The organism is Nocardia vaccinii NBRC 15922, from assembly GCF_001613305.1.
Classification (GTDB): domain Bacteria; phylum Actinomycetota; class Actinomycetes; order Mycobacteriales; family Mycobacteriaceae; genus Nocardia; species Nocardia vaccinii.
Map to the genome: position 1 here is coordinate 1 of NZ_BDCC01000029.1, position 20777 is coordinate 20777.

At 68.0% G+C, this 20777-nt stretch carries 18 protein-coding genes; 9 read left to right on the top strand and 9 right to left on the bottom strand.

What is annotated here, in order from left to right:
• Positions 1-229: 229 nt before the first annotated feature.
• Positions 230-4045, bottom strand: a complete 3816-nt coding sequence (locus tag NV1_RS19485; RefSeq protein WP_067893305.1) for a bifunctional RecB family nuclease/DEAD/DEAH box helicase — start codon at positions 4043-4045, stop codon at positions 230-232.
• A gap of 285 nt (positions 4046-4330) precedes the next feature.
• Here NV1_RS19485 and NV1_RS19490 point away from each other — a divergent pair, with 285 nt between their 5' ends.
• From NV1_RS19490 to NV1_RS19505, 4 genes are read left to right on the top strand one after another with little or no spacing between them, the layout of a single operon-like run.
• Positions 4331-4966, top strand: coding sequence for an alpha/beta hydrolase (locus tag NV1_RS19490; RefSeq protein ID WP_067893307.1), 636 nt, complete (start codon positions 4331-4333; stop codon positions 4964-4966).
• A 19-nt stretch (positions 4967-4985) separates the two neighbouring features.
• On the top strand, positions 4986-5396 hold the full coding sequence (locus tag NV1_RS19495) for a hypothetical protein (RefSeq protein ID WP_245713802.1): 411 nt from the start codon (positions 4986-4988) through the stop codon (positions 5394-5396).
• Positions 5389-6723: a WXG100 family type VII secretion target gene (locus NV1_RS19500; RefSeq protein WP_157117146.1), complete on the top strand. Its 1335-nt coding sequence runs from the start codon at positions 5389-5391 to the stop codon at positions 6721-6723. Before NV1_RS19495 ends, NV1_RS19500 begins: the two co-directional genes overlap by 8 nt.
• Positions 6724-6768: 45 nt before the next feature.
• Positions 6769-7527, top strand: coding sequence for an ESX secretion-associated protein EspG (locus tag NV1_RS19505; RefSeq protein WP_067893311.1), 759 nt, complete (start codon positions 6769-6771; stop codon positions 7525-7527).
• Here the strand turns inward: NV1_RS19505 and NV1_RS19510 are convergent.
• Both NV1_RS19510 and NV1_RS19515 read right to left on the bottom strand, forming a co-directional pair.
• Positions 7471-8169, bottom strand: coding sequence for a phosphoribosyltransferase (locus tag NV1_RS19510; protein ID WP_067893313.1), 699 nt, complete (start codon positions 8167-8169; stop codon positions 7471-7473). The genes NV1_RS19505 and NV1_RS19510 overlap by 57 nt on opposite strands.
• Before the next feature lie 8 nt (positions 8170-8177).
• On the bottom strand, positions 8178-9077 hold the full coding sequence (locus NV1_RS19515; RefSeq protein ID WP_084525537.1) for a carbon-nitrogen hydrolase family protein: 900 nt from the start codon (positions 9075-9077) through the stop codon (positions 8178-8180).
• 62 nt (positions 9078-9139) lie between these two features.
• On the opposite strand from NV1_RS19515, the gene NV1_RS19520 reads away from it, so the two are divergent.
• Complete coding sequence (locus NV1_RS19520) at positions 9140-10927, top strand: DEAD/DEAH box helicase (protein ID WP_067893315.1); 1788 nt, start codon at positions 9140-9142, stop codon at positions 10925-10927.
• Positions 10928-11272: 345 nt separating this feature from the next.
• Here the strand turns inward: NV1_RS19520 and NV1_RS19525 are convergent, their stop codons facing one another.
• Entirely contained in the window at positions 11273-12007 is a 735-nt protein-coding gene (locus tag NV1_RS19525) for a hypothetical protein (RefSeq protein ID WP_067893317.1), read from the bottom strand.
• A gap of 227 nt (positions 12008-12234) precedes the next feature.
• Here NV1_RS19525 and NV1_RS19530 point away from each other — a divergent pair, with 227 nt between their 5' ends.
• Positions 12235-13407 (top strand): acyl-CoA dehydrogenase family protein, encoded by a 1173-nt coding sequence (locus NV1_RS19530; protein ID WP_067893319.1) that lies wholly within the window; start codon positions 12235-12237, stop codon positions 13405-13407.
• Positions 13408-13416: 9 nt separating this feature from the next.
• A complete protein-coding gene (locus tag NV1_RS19535; RefSeq protein WP_067893321.1) occupies positions 13417-14538 on the top strand; it encodes an acyl-CoA dehydrogenase family protein in 1122 nt (373 codons plus the stop codon).
• 27 nt (positions 14539-14565) lie between these two features.
• Here NV1_RS19535 and NV1_RS19540 read toward each other — a convergent pair whose 3' ends face one another.
• Positions 14566-15084, bottom strand: coding sequence for a hypothetical protein (locus NV1_RS19540; RefSeq protein ID WP_067893323.1), 519 nt, complete (start codon positions 15082-15084; stop codon positions 14566-14568).
• Positions 15085-15362: 278 nt separating this feature from the next.
• Here NV1_RS19540 and NV1_RS19545 point away from each other — a divergent pair, with 278 nt between their 5' ends.
• On the top strand, positions 15363-15614 hold the full coding sequence (locus tag NV1_RS19545) for a hypothetical protein (RefSeq protein ID WP_157117148.1): 252 nt from the start codon (positions 15363-15365) through the stop codon (positions 15612-15614).
• Between the two features lie 176 nt (positions 15615-15790).
• Here NV1_RS19545 and NV1_RS19550 read toward each other — a convergent pair whose 3' ends face one another.
• Entirely contained in the window at positions 15791-17416 is a 1626-nt protein-coding gene (locus NV1_RS19550) for an FAD-dependent monooxygenase (protein WP_245713803.1), read from the bottom strand.
• 60 nt (positions 17417-17476) lie between these two features.
• Here NV1_RS19550 and NV1_RS19555 point away from each other — a divergent pair, with 60 nt between their 5' ends.
• Positions 17477-18235, top strand: a complete 759-nt coding sequence (locus tag NV1_RS19555; protein WP_067893327.1) for a TetR/AcrR family transcriptional regulator — start codon at positions 17477-17479, stop codon at positions 18233-18235.
• A gap of 227 nt (positions 18236-18462) precedes the next feature.
• Here NV1_RS19555 and NV1_RS19560 read toward each other — a convergent pair whose 3' ends face one another.
• From NV1_RS19560 to NV1_RS19565, 3 genes are all read right to left on the bottom strand, one after another.
• Positions 18463-19674, bottom strand: coding sequence for a CaiB/BaiF CoA transferase family protein (locus NV1_RS19560; RefSeq protein WP_067893329.1), 1212 nt, complete (start codon positions 19672-19674; stop codon positions 18463-18465).
• Positions 19675-19706: 32 nt separating this feature from the next.
• Entirely contained in the window at positions 19707-20282 is a 576-nt protein-coding gene (locus NV1_RS43640; RefSeq protein WP_157117150.1) for a hypothetical protein, read from the bottom strand.
• Between the two features lie 125 nt (positions 20283-20407).
• Positions 20408-20777: TauD/TfdA dioxygenase family protein (locus NV1_RS19565; RefSeq protein WP_169813355.1), on the bottom strand; the 370-nt coding region annotated here is incomplete at its 5' end.

Genomic DNA, 20777 nt, shown 5'->3' on the forward strand with positions numbered 1-20777 from the left:
GTTCCGGCGGGGCGGAGACGCTTCGCCGCTGGGCGCGTTGGCATTTCGCCTCGCTTCGCTTCGGCGGGTTTCGGTGTTCGAGGCTTGTTGTTGTGTGGTCGTGACTCGGGCTTGGCCTATGCGTTTCGCGGGCTGAACGACGAGCCCGTGCCGAAAACCTTTGGGTCGGCGTTGCTGAACCTATCGCTTCGCGGGCGAGTTCCGGCGGGACGGAGACGCTTCGCCGCTGTCACCGGCGCTCGGGCGTGCGGTGGTCAGCGCCGCGTGGGTCGGCGAGTTCCAGGAACGCGGCCAGATCGGTGAGTTGTTCCGGGGTGTCCGGCAGGTACTCGGTGAGCAGGGCCGAGTGGATGATGATGGCGGTCCACATGGCACGGGAGACGGCTGTGGTGATCCAGTGGCGGGACAACAGCGTGCGGATGCCGTGCGGAGCGTCGGCGGGGGAGGAGGTGGTCATGGAGACCAGGACGACCGCGGCTTCGCGACCGGCCAGGCGTTCGGGGGTACCAACCAGGACGTCCTCGATGCGAGCCCGGGACAGTAGGTTGCGGATGCGCGCGACCTGGGCGTGATACGGGGTGACGACCAGGATGTCGTGCGGGTGCAGGCGTCGCGTCACCGCGCCCTGCCGCCAGGGCAGACCCAGCAGATTCCGTACCTCGCGGACGATTTCGCGGGCCTCCTCCGCGGATTCGGTGCTGTTGCCGTGATGTTCGATCGGCTTCGTCCGCACACCGGGCGGAACTCCGTCGAGATCACGTGCGAGAGTGACGGTTTCGCTCGAACGCAGCCGCCCGGCATAACGCAGCCGGGACACCGGCCCGCACAGCTGCGGATGCATGCGCCAGGTGCGATCGAGAAAGTAGCCGAATTCGTCTGGGAGCGTGGGTAATTCACCGAGCAGGCGACCCAGGGTCGAATCGTGCACCGGCTCGGGATGGATGCCGTGCCCGGGCAGCGGGGCCGGATCGCCGAGCAGCAGCAGATTGTGCGCGCTGCCCGCGACCGCGATCGCGTCGGCGAGCGAGAAGTGCCCGGCGTCGGCGATCAGCAGCAGATCCAGCGCACCGGGCGGCACCTGCGCGGCGTCGGCGAAATCGCCTGGCAGACCGCCGATCACGCAGCCGTTCACGGCGTTGTCCAGGAAACGCGGGTAGCGGCTCGGTTCGATGGTCAGCCATTCCGGGGATACCGCGTGGGTCTCGGATTTGGCGACAAGTTCCGGTAGTACGCCGACCCGCACCAGCGCGTCGAGTACCTGCTCGACCGACCAGTGCGACCGGGCGACCACTCCGACGCGCCATTTGTACCGGGTGACCAGCCGTTCCACCACACGTGCGGCGGTATCGGTCTTGCCGGTTCCCGACGGGCCCTGCACCGCGACGTAGGAATCGTCCAGATCGAGCACCGCCGCGGTGACGGCCGCGGCGTGATCACCGAACACCTCCGGCAACGCCGCACCCGAGCGCAGGCGTGGCGGACGGCGCAGCAACAGGTCGAACGCGGCCGTCGCGGGTACCTCGGGCAGGCTCACCAGCAGTTCGTGCGCCGCGGATTCGAGTGCGTCCGCGATGTTCTCGTCCTGGCCGGGCGGCCCCGGCACGATCGCGACCGGCAATTCGTCGTAGGGCTCGCACCCCTGCGGCAACAACTCCTCGACCCGTACGGCGTCGTCGAAATTGGCGTCCAGCGAGCAGCCGAGGATGGTGGCGTGCGCGGTCGCGCGCCGGCCGGGCGTGGCCGCCATCCCAGGGACGGGCCTGTCGTAGACGGTGAGCACCGGAGTCCCGGGACGCGGTGCGCCACCGGTGCCGAGACGTCCGGTCAGCGTGAGATAGCGACGCATCGGCAGCTCTCCGGTGCTGTGCCACTTGGTGTCCACGGTGCCCCAGTCCGCGATGAGTACACCGGGGGCGTCGTCCCATTCGGCGATCGGCCGCCGCAGGCGGTCCTCGTGTGCCCAGTGCAGCGGTTGTCGCTCGCGCCGGTGATAGGCCAGGGTCGCGGCCGTGAGCGCCGCGGCTCGCTGTGCGGCGCTGCGGGATTCGTCGAAGTCGAAGGCGAATTCGCGCAGTGCCGCCTCGACCGCGGGCAACGGTTCGGTCTCCGGACGCGGAGTCTCGGGTAGGGGGCGGACCCCGTGTTCGGCGGCCAGCCGTTGCAGCCATTCACGTAGGCGCAGGGTGCGCGCGCACTCCGATTCCAAGTTCTCGCAGAGGGTTTCGGATCTCCCGTCGAAAAGCTCGGCCAGATCGGCCAGCCGGTAGGAGCGCTGCCCGATGATCAGTGCGGACCGCAGGATCGGGTACAGGTCCACCAGGGATCCGAGCAGATCGTCGACGATCTGCTCATCCGCCCCGTACCGGACGCACAGCCGGGCCAGCAACTGCCGGACCGGCGAGCGATAGTGGTAGATCCGCATACCGGGGTGGTGTTCCTGGCGGTCCAGGAGGTATTCCAGGAGATCCGGCGTCTCGTCGGCGGCGTCGAAACCCTCGTCGGCCGAATCTATTCCGGCGATGGCGAAGGCATGGAACAGCACCACCGGGTCCTCGCCGCCCTCGCCGTGATGCGCCGGAGCCACGCCGACGCCCACCGCTGTGGCGGGCGTCTCGGTCACGGTGAGAAAGACGTCCCCGGGCGAGGGGAGCGGCAGCGCACCCAGCGCCTCCGCATCGGTCACCGTATAGACCGCCGCGCCCGTGCGCTCATGCCGCAACTGCACCTCGGCCTGCCGGGACAGCGCCGAAAAGGTATGTGCCGCAACGCCGGTGACCGCGGAATCGGCGGCTGCCAGACGATCGACGGTGGTGATACCGGCATCGCGCAACTGTGCCCGCACCCCCGGGCGCATGCCGGCCACCAGCAGCAGATCACGCCCGGCCACCAGCTCCGCGGTGCAGGTGGGGCAGTGGCCGCAGGCCAGGTAGCGGCGATCGCCCCACTGCACCGGAAGTAGTTCGTTCTGCTTTCCGGCCAGAATCGTGGCCAGCCGCGCCCGCCGGGCTCGGTACACCACCGCTGCCGCCGACAGATCGTGGATCATTTCCGACCCGTCGGCCAGCCGTACCCGCAACCACGGATGCACCCGGAAACCGTACTGCTGCAACGCATATGCGCAACCCGCCAGTTCGATCAGCGCACCGATCACCGACCCCGGACCCGCCACGCCGTGTATCGAGTACTGCGGGGCCGGGTTGGTTGCCACCTCACGTGTCGCCTGCTGGGGGGCGGAGTCGGTTGTCGCATCATGTGTCGTGTGCTGCGGGACGGAGTCGGTCGTCGCATCATGAACCGCGTCCTGCGGGGCCCGGTCGGTGGGACCGTGTGTCGAGTGCTCCGGGGGCCGGTCGGCTGTAGCGCTGTGTGCCGGTCGTTCGCGCGGTCCATCGGCTCTCGCACCGGATTTCGAGTGCTCCGGGGTCCGGTCGGCTGCGATGCCGGGTGTCGAGTATCCGGGCAGGTGGTCGGCTGTGGAGTATTCGAGGGGCCGGTCGGTGGTCGCGTGGTACGGCGGGTCCTTCGCGGCGGGAACGGTATTCGGGCCCGCGCCCGAAAAGAACTGCCCCGCCGGCCCGGTCGCGCCCAGGGCGTCGCCGTCGACGACGGAGTCGTCGTCGAATGCCGGTGTGGTCGGAGCGGGGCGGGGTTCTTCGGGTTCGGCTCGCACCAGCAGGGCACAGCCGATGGTGAACTCGCCGTCGAAGAACCGTGCGTCGGCGATCACGGGCGCGCCCGCGCGCAGAGCGGCAACTGTCCGGCGATCGGCGCGCTCCAGGGCGGCAACCAGCGCGGCGGGATCGTCTTCGGCGGGCGGATCGATGCGGACCGCGGCCTCGGCCATGGGTACCGGCAGGGTGTCGAGTTCGGCATCGATGGCATCGGCGCTGGTCATGGGCAGGGAATAGGGCGCTGACCCGGTATCCGCGACCGTCGGTACCAGGCCCAGTTCGGCATCGAGCGCGCGCAGCAGCGCGAACTCGCAGCGCGCCGCCTCCACCAGGTCACCGGTGCTGCACACGACGCGATCACCGAACAGAATCAATCGTGGCCCTCCTGTGTCTCGGGACACCCGAACCCCGGGCGAACGCACCGTTGCGTGCCGAGTCGCGCAACAGCGTAATCATTCGAGGTCGCACGGCGTGGCGTACGCGGCGCGTGTCGTCACGTGAAGTGAAACGCGGCCAGCCGAGGGGCCGGCCCCACCCCCGCGTGACGGTAGGCCCGATCCGAGTGTATGGGACGCGGGCCGTTTCGCGTGGTCGGATGGGGTGTCCGCAGGTGCAGGGGGTGCGGCGCGGAGAGGTGCGGCCGGTGAAAGGATTGCGGTATGCCATTTTTCGAAGGCGCGCGCGGGCGGCTGCACTATCGGCGCTGGCCGGTGCGGCAACCGCTGGCCGTACTGGAATGGCTGCCCGGCTCGGGGCAGCACACCGGGCACTATCACCGATTCGCCCGCGCACTGGGCGTGCAGCGCATCGAGGTATGGGGACTGGACACCGCCGGGCAAGGGTTGAGTGAGGGCGATCCGCTCACCCCCGGCACCATCGACGAACTCGCCGCCGACGCACTGCAGCTGGCCGCTCTGCTGCGCGCCGAACTCCGCGATGTGCCGTTGATCATGGCGGGGCACTCGCTCGGTGCGGCCACCGCTTTGGCCGTGCTTCCCGCCCTGCCCGACTGCGCCGGGCTCGTACTCACCGGCACGCCCGCGCGTGCCGCGACTCCCGATGCGCTTGTGCGCGAAGGACTACCGGTTCTGGCGTTGCACGGCGTCGACGACCGTCGCGCGCCCATCGATCCGATTCGCGACTGGACCGGGCGTCAACAATCTGTAGGGTTGCGCGAGTACACCGATGCCGGGCACGATTTGCTCCACGAACCGGTGCACGCGCGGGTCACCGCCGACATCGCCGAGTGGATACAGAGTGCGGTCGCGAACGCGGTGCGCACACCTGTGGAGTGAGTTCGAGAAAGGGGGACCGGTGCAATCACAAGAGACCGGGGACCTGCGCAGCGATGTGGCAGCCCTGACACAAGCGGTCGACGACGGTGAACTGTGGATGGACGGTGTACTGGTCACCGAGGGCATCCACGAACGCTGTGCGCGCCGCTACGAAACCCTCGCCGAGCAGGTGGAACAGCAGATGAAGGTGCTGCACGCGGCCACCGCGCTGCCCGGCTTCGGCGGGTTCGAATCCGGTGGCTCGCTGCAGCGCGGATTCGAGGGCAAGGCCGCCGACGCACTCGAACACCTGCGGCAGTACGCCGACGCGGCCCGTCAACTCGCGCAGACGCTGCGCACCGCGGGCGCGGCCTACACCCAGCACGATGCCGATATCGCCGCGGCCATCGGCAAGGCCAACAGCGATGTGGTGGGTGCCGGCCATGCATAAGATCAGCGGCGACGGCACGACCGTCGAAACCTCGCACGCAGACCCGGATTACGCGCCGAACGTCGAGGTCTTCGACCACCTCGGCTACGACGAGATCTACCGCGGCGTCATGGCGCTCGACCCGGAGGTGCTCACCGCGGGCCGCCAGACCTGGCAGAGTTCGGGCAGTGCGATGAGTGACGCGGTACAGCAGGCACATGCCGAGATTCGCGCGGCCATCGCCGACGGCTGGCGCGGCAGTGCGGCACAACTGGCCGCGAATGCCGTGCAGGCATTCGAATCGCTGGGACAGAATCTGGCCGATGTGATGTCCGAGGTCGGCCGGCGTCTCGGACAGGCCAATGACGCAGCCGAGACGCTGCGCTCCTCGGTTTCGCACCCGGTTTCGGTCTCCACGGATCTCGATGCCGCGCTGCTGGATCCCAAGCACGCCACCGTGAATGCCGAAACACAGAAGCTGGCGGAGAACGTCCGCCTGGATGTCGTGCGGGTGATGAATTCGGTCTACGTCGGGGCCTTCATCCCGACCGGCAACAATGTGCCGGGCTTTCCGGTCGGGGGCATGTATCCGACCCAGCAGCAGACCACGCCGCAACCCGGCGTCACCGCGCCGGGTACCGGCGTCGATACCGCGGGCCCGGCCACCTCGCCCGCGCCCAGTTCGAAAGTTACCGGGACACAGTCGGATCCGACGATCCATCAACCGTCCCAGCAGCAGGCAGCCCAGCCCGGTCAGGCTCGCACCGATGCCGGTGCGGCGGTGACACCGGCCTCGGTGACCAGCCCGGCGTCCGCGTCCGCCGCGTCCACGACGCCCGCGGCCGTACTCCCCGCGGCCACGACCGCCTCAGTTAATACCGTTGCGCCACAAGCCGATCGGGTCGTTCCCGGCGCCTCGGTGGCCGCCCCCGCGGTGACGCCCGCACAGGTGGCCGCGAAGCCGCGGAGTACCTCGACCAAACCGCAGAATACGTCCACGAAGCCGCAGAGCGCAGACAACGACAGCAAGCACAAGGACCGGGCCGACGGTTCCAGCAGCGGTGACGGTTCCGGCGGTGGCGACGTCTCGTCCGGGATGGGTGCCGGGATCGTCGGCGGACTCGCGGGCAGCGCATTCGCCATGGGCGATACCACCCGCCCGGGTAACACCGTCCCGGTTCCGCCGCGGCGTTCCCCGGAGGACGAGTACGAGGACGACGAGGACTACTACCCCGACTTCGACGATCCGACCTACCTCGAGCCCGCCGAACCCGAGACCGATCTGGTCGGGCATTTGGATCCGACTACGCCGCCGGTCGTCGGCGAGTGGCTCGACGATGACGAGTGAGCCGACGGCCGTGCCGGGTATCGAGTGTGTGGTGGGCCGCCGCCGGTGAAATGGACGCTCACACCCGACCAGTTCGCACTGGCCTGGGAGCGCACCGACGGCGACCGGATCCCGTATCCGCTCGCCGTTCGACTCTCCGCTCGCGACAGCGGTGAACGTACCGCACAGTTACCCGAGTTGAACGAATGGTGTTCGCGCACACTCGATCCCGATTTGGAAGCGGCGTTGCGGGTGCTGGCCCGCCCCGACGTGCGGGTCGAGGTCTTCGGCAGGCAGGGGCCGGAGCCGGACGCGCCGCCGGTGCGGGTGCTCGGCGCGGGCTCCGGACATGTCACCGTGGTGGCCGCGCAGCGCGCGGGCGTGACACCGGACCGTGGTTCGGATATCCGATTGTTCGTCGGTAATACGAAATCCCTTGCACCCCGGGTGATCTCGATGCTCCCGGAGAACGTCGCCGGTGCCGGGCCGCGTTACACCGCCCCGGTGGGCCGCGTCCGTGAGGACAGCCGCGATCTGGTCACGGTGCCGATCTCCGGCCCGTCCGCCCCGGCCCGCATCCGCCGCCTGCTCAAACAGCCCCGCGACGGGATCGGGCAGATCATCGTCTCCGCGCGCCGCGGTAACGGTGAATTGCGCCCGCTGGGCGTGCTGTGCTGGATTGATGTCGCCGGTGACGGCCGCTACACCGTGCACACCCGCACCGAGGTCGATATCGTCCCGGCGACCGCGGAGGAGTTCACCGCCGCGCTACGGCCGATGCTCACCGCGGCCGAACGCATCGTCGCCGATGCCGGGACCTGGTGATCGGTTCGGCGCGGCCGAGGTGCGCAGCAGTTCGACGACCTCCTCGTCGGAGAGTTGGTGGAAATCCCGATACGCCCCGCCGACGCCGCCCAGGACGCGGGGGACCAGCGGGCAGATGAGCTCGTCGGCCAGTTCACCGACGCGGCGCAGTGCCTCGACCGAGGAAACCGGCACCGCCACCGTCAGCCGGCGCGGCGCGCAGATTTCGGCGACCCGGCAGGCGACCGCGACCGTCGCACCCGTGGCCATCCCGTCGTCGACGATCACCACCGAGCGGTCGCTCAGTGCGATGCGTGGCCGTCCGCCGCGCAGAATCTGTTGCCGCCGTGTGAGTTCCGCACGTTCCTGGTCTTCGACGGCGGCCAGTTGATCGGGGGTGACGCCGGTCTGGCGGATGACGTCCTCGTTGATCACCCGCGCCCCGCCCTCGCCGATCGCGCCCATCGCCAGCTCCGACTGCCACGGCACCCCGAGCTTGCGGACGAGCAGGATGTCGACGTCGCCGCCGATCACCGCGTGCACGCCCGCCGCGACCGGGACTCCGCCTCGCGGCAATCCCAGCACCAGCGGGTTCGACGCTCGCAGGTGCATCAGCGACCCACCCAGCGAGCGACCGGCGGCAATCCGATCGGGATAGATCATGGTGTCTGTCAGTTTAGTTCGTCGACACCGAACCGCCGCAGCTCGAGACTCGGGTTCGAGGTCCGGACCTTGTTCAGGTGATCGAGTTCGATTCGGGCGGTGGCGATGCCGGTGCCCTCGCCGAGTTCGGCGAGCACCATGCCCGTCGGATCGACGATCATCGACCAGCCCGCACCCCGCGGTGCGGCATGGTCGGCGGCCGCGACATAGGCGGTGTTCTCGATGGCCCGCGCCCGCAGCAGCGTCGACCACTGCTCGACCTTGTCCGGTCCCGGAATCCATTGGGCGGGAAGGAGCAGCACCTGCGCGCCGGCGGCGGCCAGACGCCGGAAACCCTCCGGAAAACGCAGATCGAAACAGGTCTGCAGGCCGAAAACGACACCGTCCGCGGTGAAAGTCGCCGGTGTGGTGATCGGGCCGGGCAGCACGATGTCCGATTCGCGGAAGCCGAAAGCGTCGTAGAGGTGAACCTTGCGATAGACGGCCGCGAATTCGGCGTCGGGCGCGGCGGCGACCAGCGTGTTGTAGACCAGACCGGACGGTCCGCCCGTCTCGACCACACCCGCGACCAGGTGCACCCCGAACTCGGCGGCCAGGCCGCGCAGGCCGGTGACATAGTGCCCGGTGAGTGGTTCGGCCGCGTCGATCACACGCTGATCCAGCCGGGTCACCGCGAACATCGAATACTCCGGGGCGACCACGACCCGCGCGCCGCGTTCGGCGGCCGCGCGCACATGGTCGCGCAGCATCACCAGATTGGCGTCCTTGTCGGTGTAGGGATCGAACTGCACCACCGCGACGTCGACCGCCTTCGTGGGCGGCGAGGTGTCGGAGCTGCTGGTCGGTCGCGTCGAGGCGGTTCCGGCGGTGACGGTGACGGGCGGCGTCGGCGGCTGCTGCGGTTGCATACGTCTCACCGTATTGGCCCGATGGTCGGGGTGACCACCAGCACGCAGTAAACTGCTGGTCAATGAATACCTCAGAGGTCGACAGCGATTCCCGGTCCGACGAGAGGGACGCCGCCGACCCGTCCTTCGCCGATCTCGGCATCGATGACCGCATTCTGTCGGCCATCGCCGACGTCGGCTACGAGTCGCCGTCGCCGATCCAGGCCGCCACGATTCCCCCGCTCATCGCGGGGGCCGACGTGGTGGGCCTGGCGCAGACCGGCACCGGTAAGACCGCCGCCTTCGCCATCCCGATCCTGATGGGTCTGGCCAATACGGAGGGCCGCCCGCCCAAGAGCCCGCGTGCGCTGGTGCTGGCCCCGACCCGTGAGCTCGCGATCCAGGTGGCCGAGGCGTTCGGCCGCTACTCCGCGCACCTGCCGAGCGTGCATGTGCTGCCGATCTACGGCGGACAGAACTACGCGGTGCAGTTGTCGGGGCTGCGGCGCGGTGCGCAGGTCGTCGTCGGGACGCCCGGTCGGGTGATCGATCACCTCGAGCGCGGCACGCTGGATCTGACCCAGCTGCAGTATCTGGTGCTCGACGAGGCCGACGAGATGCTGAAGATGGGCTTCCAGGAGGATGTGGAGCGCATCCTGCGCGATACGCCCGCCGAAAAGCAGGTCGCGCTGTTCTCGGCGACAATGCCGAGCGCGATCCGCAAGATCTCCAAACAGTACCTGCACGATCCGGTCGAGATCACGGTCAAGGCCAAGACGACCACCGCCAGCAATATCACCCAGCGCTGGGTGCACGTGTCCTACCAGCGCAAGCTCGACGCGCTCACCCGAATCCTCGAGGTCGAATCCTTCGAGGCGATGATCATCTTCGTGCGCACCAAGCAGGCCACCGAGGAGTTGGCCGAGAAGCTGCGCTCGCGGGGCTACTCGGCCGCCGCGATCAACGGTGACATCGCGCAGAATCAGCGCGAGCGCACCATCGGGCAGCTCAAGTCCGGCGCGGTGGACATTCTGGTCGCCACCGATGTGGCTGCGCGCGGGTTGGACGTGGATCGCATCTCGCATGTGCTCAACTACGACATCCCGCACGACACCGAGTCGTATGTGCATCGCATCGGGCGCACCGGTCGCGCCGGTCGCACGGGTGAGGCGCTGCTGTTCGTCGCGCCGCGCGAACGCCGTCTGCTCGACGCGATCGAGCGCGCCACCCGTCAGCCGCTGACCGAGATGCAGCTGCCCAGCGTGGATGATGTGAACGCGCAGCGGGTGGTGAAATTCCAGGACGCCATCACCGAGAATCTGTCCTCGGACAATCTGGCGTTGTTCCGCAAGCTCATCGAGGATTACGAGGCCGAGCACAATATCCCGCTGGTCGATATCGCCGCCGCTCTGGCGGTCGCCTCGAACGACGGCGACAACTTCTTCATGGAAGCCGAACCGGAGCCGGAAAGGCAACGGCGCGAACGGGTTCCGCGCACGTTCGACGAGCGCGAGGACCGTCGCCCGGCCGGGCCGAGCAAACATCGCAGCACCGGCGCGGATATGGCGACCTACCGCATCGCCGTCGGCAAACGTCACCGCGTGGTGCCCGGCGCGATCGTCGGCGCCATCGCGAACGAGGGCGGCCTGCGCCGCAGCGATTTCGGTCACATCAGCATCCGGCCGGATCACAGCCTCGTCGAGTTACCGGCGGACCTACCCCCGGAAACCTTGGAAGCGTTGCGTCGCACCAGGATCAGCGGCGTGCTGATCCAACTTCAGCTCGACCAGGGCCCGCCCGGACACCGCCCCCTGGCCCGCGGGCCCCGTCGCGAACCCAAACGCTTCGACCGCCGCAAGCCCCGCGCCTGAGCGTTCCTCCGCCTCTCCGGGACTTCGGCGTGTGGTCGGGTGCCGGGAGGCTTGCGTTTCGGGCCGACGGTTGGGAGATCGGTTGCTTTCCGTGCGTTCCCAGGGAGTTACCGATGTTCTCGCGACATCAGTAGTTGCGTGGACGTCGTCGTCCGGCACACCGCGGTGACGAGCAGAATGCTTTCCGGTTCGCGGTGACGCGATGCGGTATGACGTGTGGTGCCACTGTGACGATGGCTGGGTTCGGTGCCGCGAAATCATCGCGTCTCGGCCCATGGAACACCGCATGGCGTTATCGGCGAGCGCCCCGCGACCGCATCCGGTTGGCGCGGTTGGGGGCGCGGACTACCGCGCGCTGTGCGGGCCCGAGGGGATGCCGCCGGGGACCGCTTGGTTCGGGGCTGGCTTGGGAGCCGGGGCCGCCGGGGTGGTGGGGTCGGGGATGGGGGCGTTGAAGTTGGGGGCGGGGGCGTTGTAGACGGTGAAGGCGCCGACCGTGGGGGTGATGACGCAGGTGCCGCCGGGGTAGGTCATGGTGCCCCAGAGCGCGGCGACGACGGTGCCGGGGCCGGTCGCGACCGTCTTGGACAGACCGGGCAGGCGATACTGGGTCATATCGTCGAGCGGGCTGACGCCGCTACGGCCGTTGCCGGTATTGAGCCAGGCGACGCTCAGGCCCGAGCCGGTGGCGTAGCCGGGGGTTGCGGGCGTGGCCTGGAAACGCAGCGTGCCGTAGCCGCCGTGCAGGCCGTTGTCCGCTCCGTTGGATCCGGCGACGCCCGAAGCGACGGTCATGGTGACCGGGTTGCCGGGACAGCCGAACGTGGGCGAGGAGAACCAGAACGGCTGGAACGCTCCCGCGATGTGATCCAGTTTGGCGGCGGTCAGCAGATGCGCGGATTCGGCCAGGGTCCGCACCGCTTTCCTCGCCGCGGCATCGGAGCCGACGGCCGTGGTCAGGTGATCGATCGCGGTGTCGGTCGCACTGGGCGCTGCGGTGGAGGTGCCGAATGCGGTCGCGGTACCGATTGCGGTACAAGCCGCGAGCGCGGCCAGACGCGCGATGATCCTGCCGTTCACTCGTCGTACTCCTTGATCGTGAACCGGTCGGCCGCCGAATCCGCCCGTTCAGCCGGACGGCCGCAGCCTGCTTCCGGAGCAACCTACCAGTTGGCGGCCGGTCGAGTGGTGTGGACCGGGCGTGACCGGTCGAACGGGAGGAATGGCGCTGCTGTGATCCATCCGACAGCGCTGGATTACTGGGGAGTAGGTTTGAGTCCGGAAAACCAACACGGTGGGAGACGCCCATGAAACTTGCTTTGGCACCCGATGCGGTGGCCTTCCGGGATGAACTGCGCAAGTTCTACCGGACCGAAATTCCGGCCGAGATCCGGGACAAGGTGAAATACGGCCGGGAACTCTCCCGTGACGATATCGTGACAGCGCACAAGATCCTGCACGAAAACGGTCTCGCGGTGCCGAACTGGCCCGCCGAGTGGGGTGGCAAGGATTGGACGCCGCTGCAGCGTCACATCTGGGAAGACGAGATGCAGCTGGCGTGTGTGCCCGAGCCGCTGACCTTCAACGCCAACATGATCGGCCCGGTGATCGCCCAGTTCGGTTCGCCGGAGCTGAAGGAGCGGTTCCTGCCGCCGACCGCCGCCCTGGACATCTGGTGGTGCCAGGGCTTCTCCGAGCCCGACGCCGGTTCGGACCTGGCCTCGCTGCGCACCACCGCGGTGCGCGACGGCGACTCCTACATCGTCAACGGCCAGAAGATCTGGACCACGCTGGCCCAGTACGCCGACTGGATCTTCTGCCTGGTGCGCACGAATCCGGACGCGCCCAAGAAGCAGGCGGGCATCTCGATGCTGCTGTTCGATGTGAACACCCCCGGTGTGACGATCCGCCCGATCAAGTTGATCGATGGACATCACGAGGTCAACGAGGTCTTCTTCGAGAACGTCCGAGTGCCCGCCGATCAGCTGGTCGGTGAGGAGAACATGGGCTGGACCTACGCGAAGTTCCTGCTCGGCAACGAGCGCACCGGCATCACCGGTGTCGGTCGCACCAAGGTCAAGCTCGCGGTCGCGAAAGAGTATGCGGCGCAGACGAAGATCGGCTCGGGCACGCTGCTCGAGGATCCGGTGTTCGGCGCGCGGGTGGCCGAGCTGGAGAACGAGCTGCTGGCCCTGGAGCTGACCCTGCTACGCGTGGTGGCTAATTCGGCCGAGGGCAAACCGAATCCGGTCTCCTCGGTTCTCAAACTGCGTGGGTCGGAACTGCAGCAGGCCGCGACCGAGCTGCTCCTGGACATCGCGGGCCCGGACTCCTTGCCGGTGAACGCCGAGGCCATCGCGTCGCCCGATTGGGCGCAGCGCAGCGGTCCGGGTTATCTGAACTTCCGCAAGACCACCATCTACGGAGGATCGAGCGAGGTGCAGCGCACCATCATCGCCTCCACCATCCTCGGATTGTGAGGCGCAGCCATGGATTTCGAACTCACCGATGAACAGGGGCTGCTGCGCGACACGGTTCGCGACTTGCTGGCCCGCAGCTACGACCCGGAGTCCCGGCTGAAGGTGATCGACACCGAGCTGGGCTGGAGCCGCGAGGTGTGGGGTCAGCTGGCCGAATTGGGCGTGCTGGGACTGAGTTTCAGCGAGGAGGACGGCGGTGTTGGCGCCGGCCCGGTGGAGACCATGGTGGTCATGGAGGAGATCGGTCGCCGGCTCGCGCCCGAACCGCTGTTGGATGCGGTGCTGCTGCCCGGCGGGTTGATCGCCCGGGTGGGCACGTCCGAACAGCGCACTCGGGTGCTGCCCGAGGTCGTCTCCGGCGCGACACTTCTCGCCTTCGCCCACGACGAGCCCGGTACGCGCTGGCCCGCAACCGGTTCGGCGGTCACCGCGGTGGCCGACGGTGACGGCTACCGGATCACGGGCGTGAAGAATCCGGTGCCGCACGGTGATTGCGCGGACCTCTTGGTCGTCAGTGCGACGCCGCCCGGCGGCGGCACCGGGTTGTTCCTGGTGACGGCCGATGCCGCGACTCGCACGCCGTACCGCACCTTCGACGGCCTGCGCGGTGCGCAGATCGAATTCGACTCGGCGCCGGCCGAATTGCTCGGCGAGGCGGGCGACGCCTCGGCGGCCATCGCGGCGCAGATCGCGCAGGCGCAGGCGAGTCTGTGTGCGGAGTCGGTCGGCGCGATGGCCGAGGCGTTGCGGTTGACCACCGATTATCTGAAGACCCGCAAGCAGTTCGGGGTCACGCTCTCGAAGTTCCAGACGCTCACCCAGCGTGCGGCGAACATGTACGTCTCGCTGGAACTGGCCCGCAGCATGAGCCTGTACGCCACCGCATCGCTCACCGACGACGAACCCGATCCGGCCGTGGCCTCACGGGCTCGCCTGCAGGTGAGCCGGTCGGCCAGGCATATCGGCCAGGAGGCGATCCAGATGCACGGCGGTATCGGCATCACCACCGAGTATCCGGTCAGCCACTATGCCGCGCGGCTCACCGCCATCGAGCACACGTTCGGTGGCGGATTCGAACATCTGCGGGTACTGACCGATCGGCTCGGCGAATACGACCTGGTCGAGCTGTAACGCCACCGCGGTGACGGCCGTTCCGCGTCAGTTGTCGCCTTCCTCGGACGGCAACCGGTGGCGGGGGTATTGCGGATCGGTCGTCACCGCTGTGGTGGTCGTGCTCTCGTTGAACGGGTCGATCGTGGTCGTCGGCGGGGTGGCGTAGGACGGGGTATCGAAGGTCTGCTCGTCGAATGGGTCCGTGGTTTCCGTCGTCGTATCGACCGGAGGAGCCGGCATATCGGCCGGGTAGGACGGGAATGGCGAGGTGGTCGAGGTGGGGCGGGGCGTCGTCTTGGCCGCGATATGCCAGGACGGCGACGGGGGGATGACCACGACGTAGGAGGTCGCGCTCGCCGCCCGGGTGCCCGTGGCGACCTGTCCGTCCGCGCTGAGCGGCGGCGGTGCGACGTAGACGTCGTGCTGCCCGAGTCCACATGCTCCGATCAGCACCAGCCCCAATGAGATTGCGCCCGCGGCGATCGCCGGACCCGCCACCTTGGCCGTCAGGCGGTGCGGGATGTCCTCGGCGTTATCCCCCGACTCCGCCCTACTGCCGTGCATGGGTGACTAGCTCCTCAATTGTTCTCGAGTCGGCCTCACATTATCCGAGTGCAGGGGTCGGGGCCAGATGAGCGTGCCGGACGGCAAGATACCGACCCGTTTTGTCAAACGACTCTGGTTCAGATAACGAAACGATAACTTCGGCGTGTTGTACGCGTGTCGGGTGGAGATTTGGCAACGGAGCCGTAGCGTGTGGGCAAAGTTACACGTGAGACGCCTCCAATATGCCGGGGGAACCGTGAGATTCACGGCTCCGGCGGCGTCATCGAGGAGTGGTGATGGGAGCTTTCTCGACGACCCCCCTGGGCGCGGCGCCCCAGAGTGATTCGGCCACAGCCGAATCCGCGCGTTCCGTCTGGGCGATCGTCTCGCGCCTCGTGGCCTGGGTGATCTTCGCAGGCGGCATGGCGGGAGCCGTGATGGGCATTGTCGACCTGCGCGTCCTGGTCACCGTCGCAGGCTTGATCCTCGCCAGCACCGCCGGATTGGTGCTGTTGAAGCTCAGGGCCGATGCGCACGGATCGGCCTGAACGCGCGGTTTGCTGAGCGCCTGCGGAAATCCGCTGGGCGATAAGGAATTACCCGCCCGACGTCGGCTGGTGTGCGGATGACGCCCACCGTGGGCGTCGGGCGGATTCCGTCCGGACCGTGATGGCGCGAGTTCGGATTCACCGCCTGTCGGCCGTTGCAGCGTTGGCGCACAGTGCTATTGCTGTCCGGCCAGGATTCGATCGAGCGCCGAGTCGAGTGCCGTCGCGGGCTCCGCGGGTGCGGTCGGGACACGCCATGCGACGATCTGGTCAGGACGTAGCAGCAGCGCGCCAGAGGCGGTGATACCCACTGCTGCGCACCGGGTTTCGTCCAGCGTATGAACGGGCAAGGGCACGCGTCGATACGGTGCGCGTATTCGGACTGGTGGTGCGTCGGGGCAAGCGATATCCACTGCCGGGCAGACGTTTTCACTCCAGGTGCCATGTGGAACCGGCGATCGTCCCGCTGACTGCCAAGGCCCCGCGTGCGGGCCGGTGAGCAGCGCGAATCCGCGGCCGGTGAGGTCCAGGGTGGAGCGGCCGTCGGGTAGGGGCAGGTGTGGCACCCGAGTGCCCGGCTGCCCGGTCAGATCCAGGCGTGTCAGAGTGTGCGCGCTGTGGTCGTCGATGAAGGCCCCGGACGGGTAGCGCTGACCGAGGATCATGGCGATGGGATCGGCCAGGGGTGTGCCGTCGGTCGAGTGGTGGGCCATAGTGCGCAGATCGCCGCTACGAATGCTGGATTGGTCGGCGGTGAACCAACCGACCGGATGACGTTCGGCCTGGTAGGTATCCAGTAGGCCGGGCCCGGCGTCGCCGCGCAGTACCGCGGCCAACTTCCAGGCGAGGTTGTGTACATCGTGGATGCCGGTGTTCGCGCCCGCTGCCGCATATGGCGGCATCACGTGGGCGGCGTCACCGGCCAGGAAGATCCTGCCCTCGCGATATCGGTCCGCGACGAACATCCCTGGTTCCCAAGGCAATACGCTGACCACCTCGATATCGATATCCGGTTCGCCGATCGCGATCCGCAACGCCTGCGGCCAGTCTCGCACCGGGCGGTCGATATCGCGCGAGCTGCTGAAGATCCATCGGCGCGCACCGTCCACGGACATCAATGCGCCGGGTACGCGATCGTTCTCGATCTGGCAGAGATTGAATTCGCGGCCCCGCACCAGATGGGACAACTCGGCGTGGAAATAGACGTTCACCGCCCGGCCGAGGGCGCCACGACCACTGCGCGGGATGCCCAGGCGTTCCCGGATCGGGCTCGCGGCCCCGTCGGCGGCGATCAGATAGCTCGCTTGTATCCGCCGGATATCTCCATCGGCGCTGCGCAGCGTCATCGCGATACCCGTTGCGTCCTGGGTGAATTCGGTGCATTCGACGCCGAATCGGATATCGCAGCCGCGCTCGGTGGCCAGCGCGCGCAGGGTCGGCTCGAGCAGATCCTGCGCGCACAGACAGGCTGTGGACGGGGTGATGGCGGCCCAGTCGGGAACGCCGCCCGGCAGTGTGAAGGGCAGGCGGCCGGCGTGGGTGAGCGTCGGCCCGGCGGCCATGGCCTGATGGGCGGCCAGATCGCGCGCCGCTTCCAGGACCGCCTCGCCGATGCCGATCTGGTCGAACAATTCCATGGTGCGAATGTTGATTCGCCGGGCCTTGGGTTGCGGGGATGTGCTCGCGCGCCGCTCCACCAGTACTGACGGCACACCGTGGTACTGCAGGAACAGCGCGGCCGTGAGGCCGACGAGTCCGCCGCCGACGATCAGCACCCGCGGCTCGTGTACTTCGTACATCATATGTACGTTGTACACCAATGGTTGAATGCCGGGCAAGGGACGGATTTTCGAGGAGGTGCAATGGCCGAAGAGGCTCCGGGCCCACTGATCTGGACCCTGCCCGAACCACCCGGCAGGCCGACGACCAGTCTGAGCCGCGCGGGCATCCTGCGCGCGGCCCTGGCGATCGCCGATGCCGAGGGTGCACCCGGCCTGACCATGCGCCGCGTCGCCGCGGCCGTGGGTGCGTCGACCCCGATGTCGCTGTATCGCTACGTCGGCAGTAAGGACGGTCTGGTGGATCTGATGATCGACGCCGTCTACGGTGAGATACCGCTGCCCGATGAGCCTGTGGCGCACTGGCGTTCGGGCCTGGAACAGCTCGCGCGGGACACCTGGGCGGTGCTGTTGCGCCACCTCTGGTTCGGCGAACTCGTGCACACCCGCCCGCCCTTGGGGCCGAATGCACTGCGCTACTTCGATTTCCGGTTCGCGATGCTGGAACCGCTCGGTCGCACCGCCGACGAGCTGTCGCTGATCACCGGTGCGGTGGACGGCCATCTCTTCGGCGCGGCACTGCAACTGGCGCATGAGCAACGTATGCGGGTACGCGTCGGCCTGCACACCGACGACCAACTGGCCGCCGCCGCCCGCCCCGTCGTGGAACCGATTCTCGCGGAAGGCCGTTATCCGGCCTTCGGCCGCTGGTTCCGGGGGCGCACCGGTGCAGGGCCCGACGAGCCGGTCCAATGGACCCTCGGCTGCATCCTCGACGGCCTGACCATGCGGCTCGGCCTGCCAGGTGAACCATCCGCCGGTACGGGCTTGTCGGCCGGGTGAATCGCTTGCCCGAGTGAGCCTTCCGGGGGAGTTGCCTGCTGAAGGCGATATGGGTGCTTACCGGGCGCGGCCGGTCTCCGGTGCACGCCGAAGGACTGAGCGCGATGTCGGAAGAGAGTTTCTCCGCGGTCACCCGGGCGATCGAGATGACCGCTGTCCAGTCTCCGGTGGTCGCGGCGGATCGGATCGAGGTGCGCCGGATCCTGATGCCCGCAGGCGTCGCGGCTTCAGTCCGCCTCCAGTGCGCGGATCTGCTCGTCCGACATGCCCAGCAGTCCGGCGAGCACCTCGTGGGTGTGCTCGCCCAGATCCGGGCCGACACTGCGGATGGGTAGCGACGTGTCGCCGATCACCGGCACGATGCCGGTGAAACCCACCTGCTTCGGCTCGGGTTCGCCGACATCCACCGGAAAGTGCTGAATCATGTTGCGCGACAGGTACTGTGCGTCGGTGGTGATATCGGCTGCGGTGTAGATCGGGCCGGATGGGATGCCCGCGCTCTCCAGAATCGCCAGCGCTTCGTCGCGAGTACGGGCGCGCGTCCATTCGGAGATGGCGGCATCGAGGCGTTCGCGATGTTTCCAGCGACCGGCGTTGTCGGCCAGTTCTGGATCGGCAGCCAGATCGGGCCTTTCGATGACCTGCATATAACGCTGGAAGATGGCATCGCCGTTACCGCCGATGATGATGCTGAACCCGTCCGAGCACGGGTAGGCGTTACTGGGCGCGATGCCCTCCATCCGGCCGCCGACCCGTTCGCGAGCGATGCCGTAGGCGTAGTAATCGGGTACCAGCGATTCCATCACCGACAGGATCGACTCGTTCAGCGCTACGTCGATCAAGCGGTGCGGCAACGGAATCGACTCGTTCGACCGCTCGCGCTGGAACAACGCCATCACGGTGCCGAAGGCGGCGTAGATCCCGGCGATCGAATCGCCGATGGACACGCCCACGCGCACCGGCGGCCGATCGGGGTCGCCGACCAGTTCGCGCAGGCCGCCCACGGCCTCGGCCACCGCCGCGAATCCGGGCCGCTGTGCCAGCGGCCCGGTCTGACCGTAGGCGGAGATCCGGGTGAGGATCAGATTCGGATTGGCCGCATTCAACTCCCGCGGGCCCAGCCCCCACTTCTCCAGCATGCCGGGTCGGAAGTTCTCCAGCAGGACATCGGACCGGGAGACCAGATCCAGCACGATCGCCCGGCCAGCCTCGGACCGCAGATCCAGGGTGATGGACTTCTTGTTCCGATTCACCGTCCGGTACAGCATCGAGGTGTTCCCGCCGTACAGCCGCCAATTACGCAGCTCGTCACCGGTTTTCGGCCGTTCGACCTTGATCACCTCGGCGCCGAAGTCGCCGAGAATCCGTCCCGCGGTCGGCGCCGCGATGTAATTGCCCAGCTCCAGTACCCGCACTCCGTCGAGCGGCCGAATCTCCATGGCATCGATTCAACCAGCCGGGGCGCGCGTCCCTACAGCCCGGCGCTACCGGTGAACGGCAGTGGAGGGCGAGGCGGGGATGGGGCCGGTGCGGGCGGGGTGTGGTCTCGGCTGTGCCCACGGCGGTCGTATCCGGAGCGGTTGTAGCCGGAGTGGTCGTAACCAGAGTGGTCGTATCCGGAGCGGTCGTAGCCCCAACGGTCATATCCGAATTGGTTGAAACCGTCCACACCGTAGCCGTCCGGGCTGCACGGCGGCACACCGCAGTTCACCGGGGGTGTGCTCACCGGTGGTGGGGTGGGAGTCGTGCGTGGTGGGGTGGGAGTCGTGCGTGGTGGGGCGGGAGTCACCCGCGGCGGAGACGGAACTTTCGGAGGCTCGATGGTGGGCGGCCGAGGCGCGGTCGGCAGCGGCGGGAGAACCGGTGTGGTGGTGACGATCGGTGGCGGCGGGGAGGGGGTCGCAGCCGTCGGCGTCTGCGCCTGCGCGACCACCGTCAACGCCACCGCGGCGGTCGGCAGGGTCACGAGCAGAGCGGCAGATGCCCACCGGCGACTTCGGATTCGATCGACCGGGATGGCGGCATCTCCGGCCTTGGGGGCACTCATGACAGGACTCCTCTCAGGGGCCCCGACCCGCGTGCCAGCCTACCGAGCAATTGCTATAACGGCCGAAAGTCACAGCAGCTTATAAGGATTCGCTGTTGTGACCCGGCCGTCGGGCGATCTCGGGCTCAGGCGGCCTGTTCGACCACCGAGTAGTGCTCGGCGTTACCGGCGATCACCGTACTGGTCTTCCCGTCGACACCGACCGGGATGTCACCCGCGAGAGTGATACGTGTCAGTTTGCGATGTTGGGCGCCATCGAAATCGTCGATGGCGTAGTGCTGGGTGGCGCGGTTGTCCCAGATCGCGACGTCGCCGAGCGACCAGTTCCAGCGGGTGGTGTGTTCGAGCCGGGTGACCCGATCCTGGAACAGCCGGAAGAGCGCCTGGGATTCGGTGTTGTTCAGGCCCACGAAGCGTTTCACGAAATGTCCCAGCAGCAGCGCTCGTTCACCGGTCTCGGGGTGTACGCGCACTACGGGATGTTCGGTCTCGTAG

Excerpts from the sequence above, each read along its gene's own strand:
- NV1_RS19490 (WP_067893307.1), top strand. The coding sequence starts at position 4,331 with ATGCCATTTTTCGAAGGCGCGCGCGGGCGGCTGCACTATCGGCGCTGG.
- NV1_RS19500 (WP_157117146.1), top strand. The coding sequence starts at position 5,389 with ATGCATAAGATCAGCGGCGACGGCACGACCGTCGAAACCTCGCACGCA.
- NV1_RS19510 (WP_067893313.1), bottom strand. The coding sequence starts at position 8,169 with ATGATCTATCCCGATCGGATTGCCGCCGGTCGCTCGCTGGGTGGGTCG.
- NV1_RS19515 (WP_084525537.1), bottom strand. The coding sequence starts at position 9,077 with ATGCAACCGCAGCAGCCGCCGACGCCGCCCGTCACCGTCACCGCCGGA.
- NV1_RS19520 (WP_067893315.1), top strand. The coding sequence starts at position 9,140 with ATGAATACCTCAGAGGTCGACAGCGATTCCCGGTCCGACGAGAGGGAC.
- NV1_RS19530 (WP_067893319.1), top strand. The coding sequence starts at position 12,235 with ATGAAACTTGCTTTGGCACCCGATGCGGTGGCCTTCCGGGATGAACTG.
- NV1_RS19535 (WP_067893321.1), top strand. The coding sequence starts at position 13,417 with ATGGATTTCGAACTCACCGATGAACAGGGGCTGCTGCGCGACACGGTT.
- NV1_RS19540 (WP_067893323.1), bottom strand. The coding sequence starts at position 15,084 with ATGCACGGCAGTAGGGCGGAGTCGGGGGATAACGCCGAGGACATCCCG.
- NV1_RS19545 (WP_157117148.1), top strand. The coding sequence starts at position 15,363 with ATGGGAGCTTTCTCGACGACCCCCCTGGGCGCGGCGCCCCAGAGTGAT.
- NV1_RS19550 (WP_245713803.1), bottom strand. The coding sequence starts at position 17,416 with ATGATGTACGAAGTACACGAGCCGCGGGTGCTGATCGTCGGCGGCGGA.
- NV1_RS19555 (WP_067893327.1), top strand. The coding sequence starts at position 17,477 with ATGGCCGAAGAGGCTCCGGGCCCACTGATCTGGACCCTGCCCGAACCA.
- NV1_RS19560 (WP_067893329.1), bottom strand. The coding sequence starts at position 19,674 with ATGGAGATTCGGCCGCTCGACGGAGTGCGGGTACTGGAGCTGGGCAAT.
- NV1_RS43640 (WP_157117150.1), bottom strand. The coding sequence starts at position 20,282 with ATGAGTGCCCCCAAGGCCGGAGATGCCGCCATCCCGGTCGATCGAATC.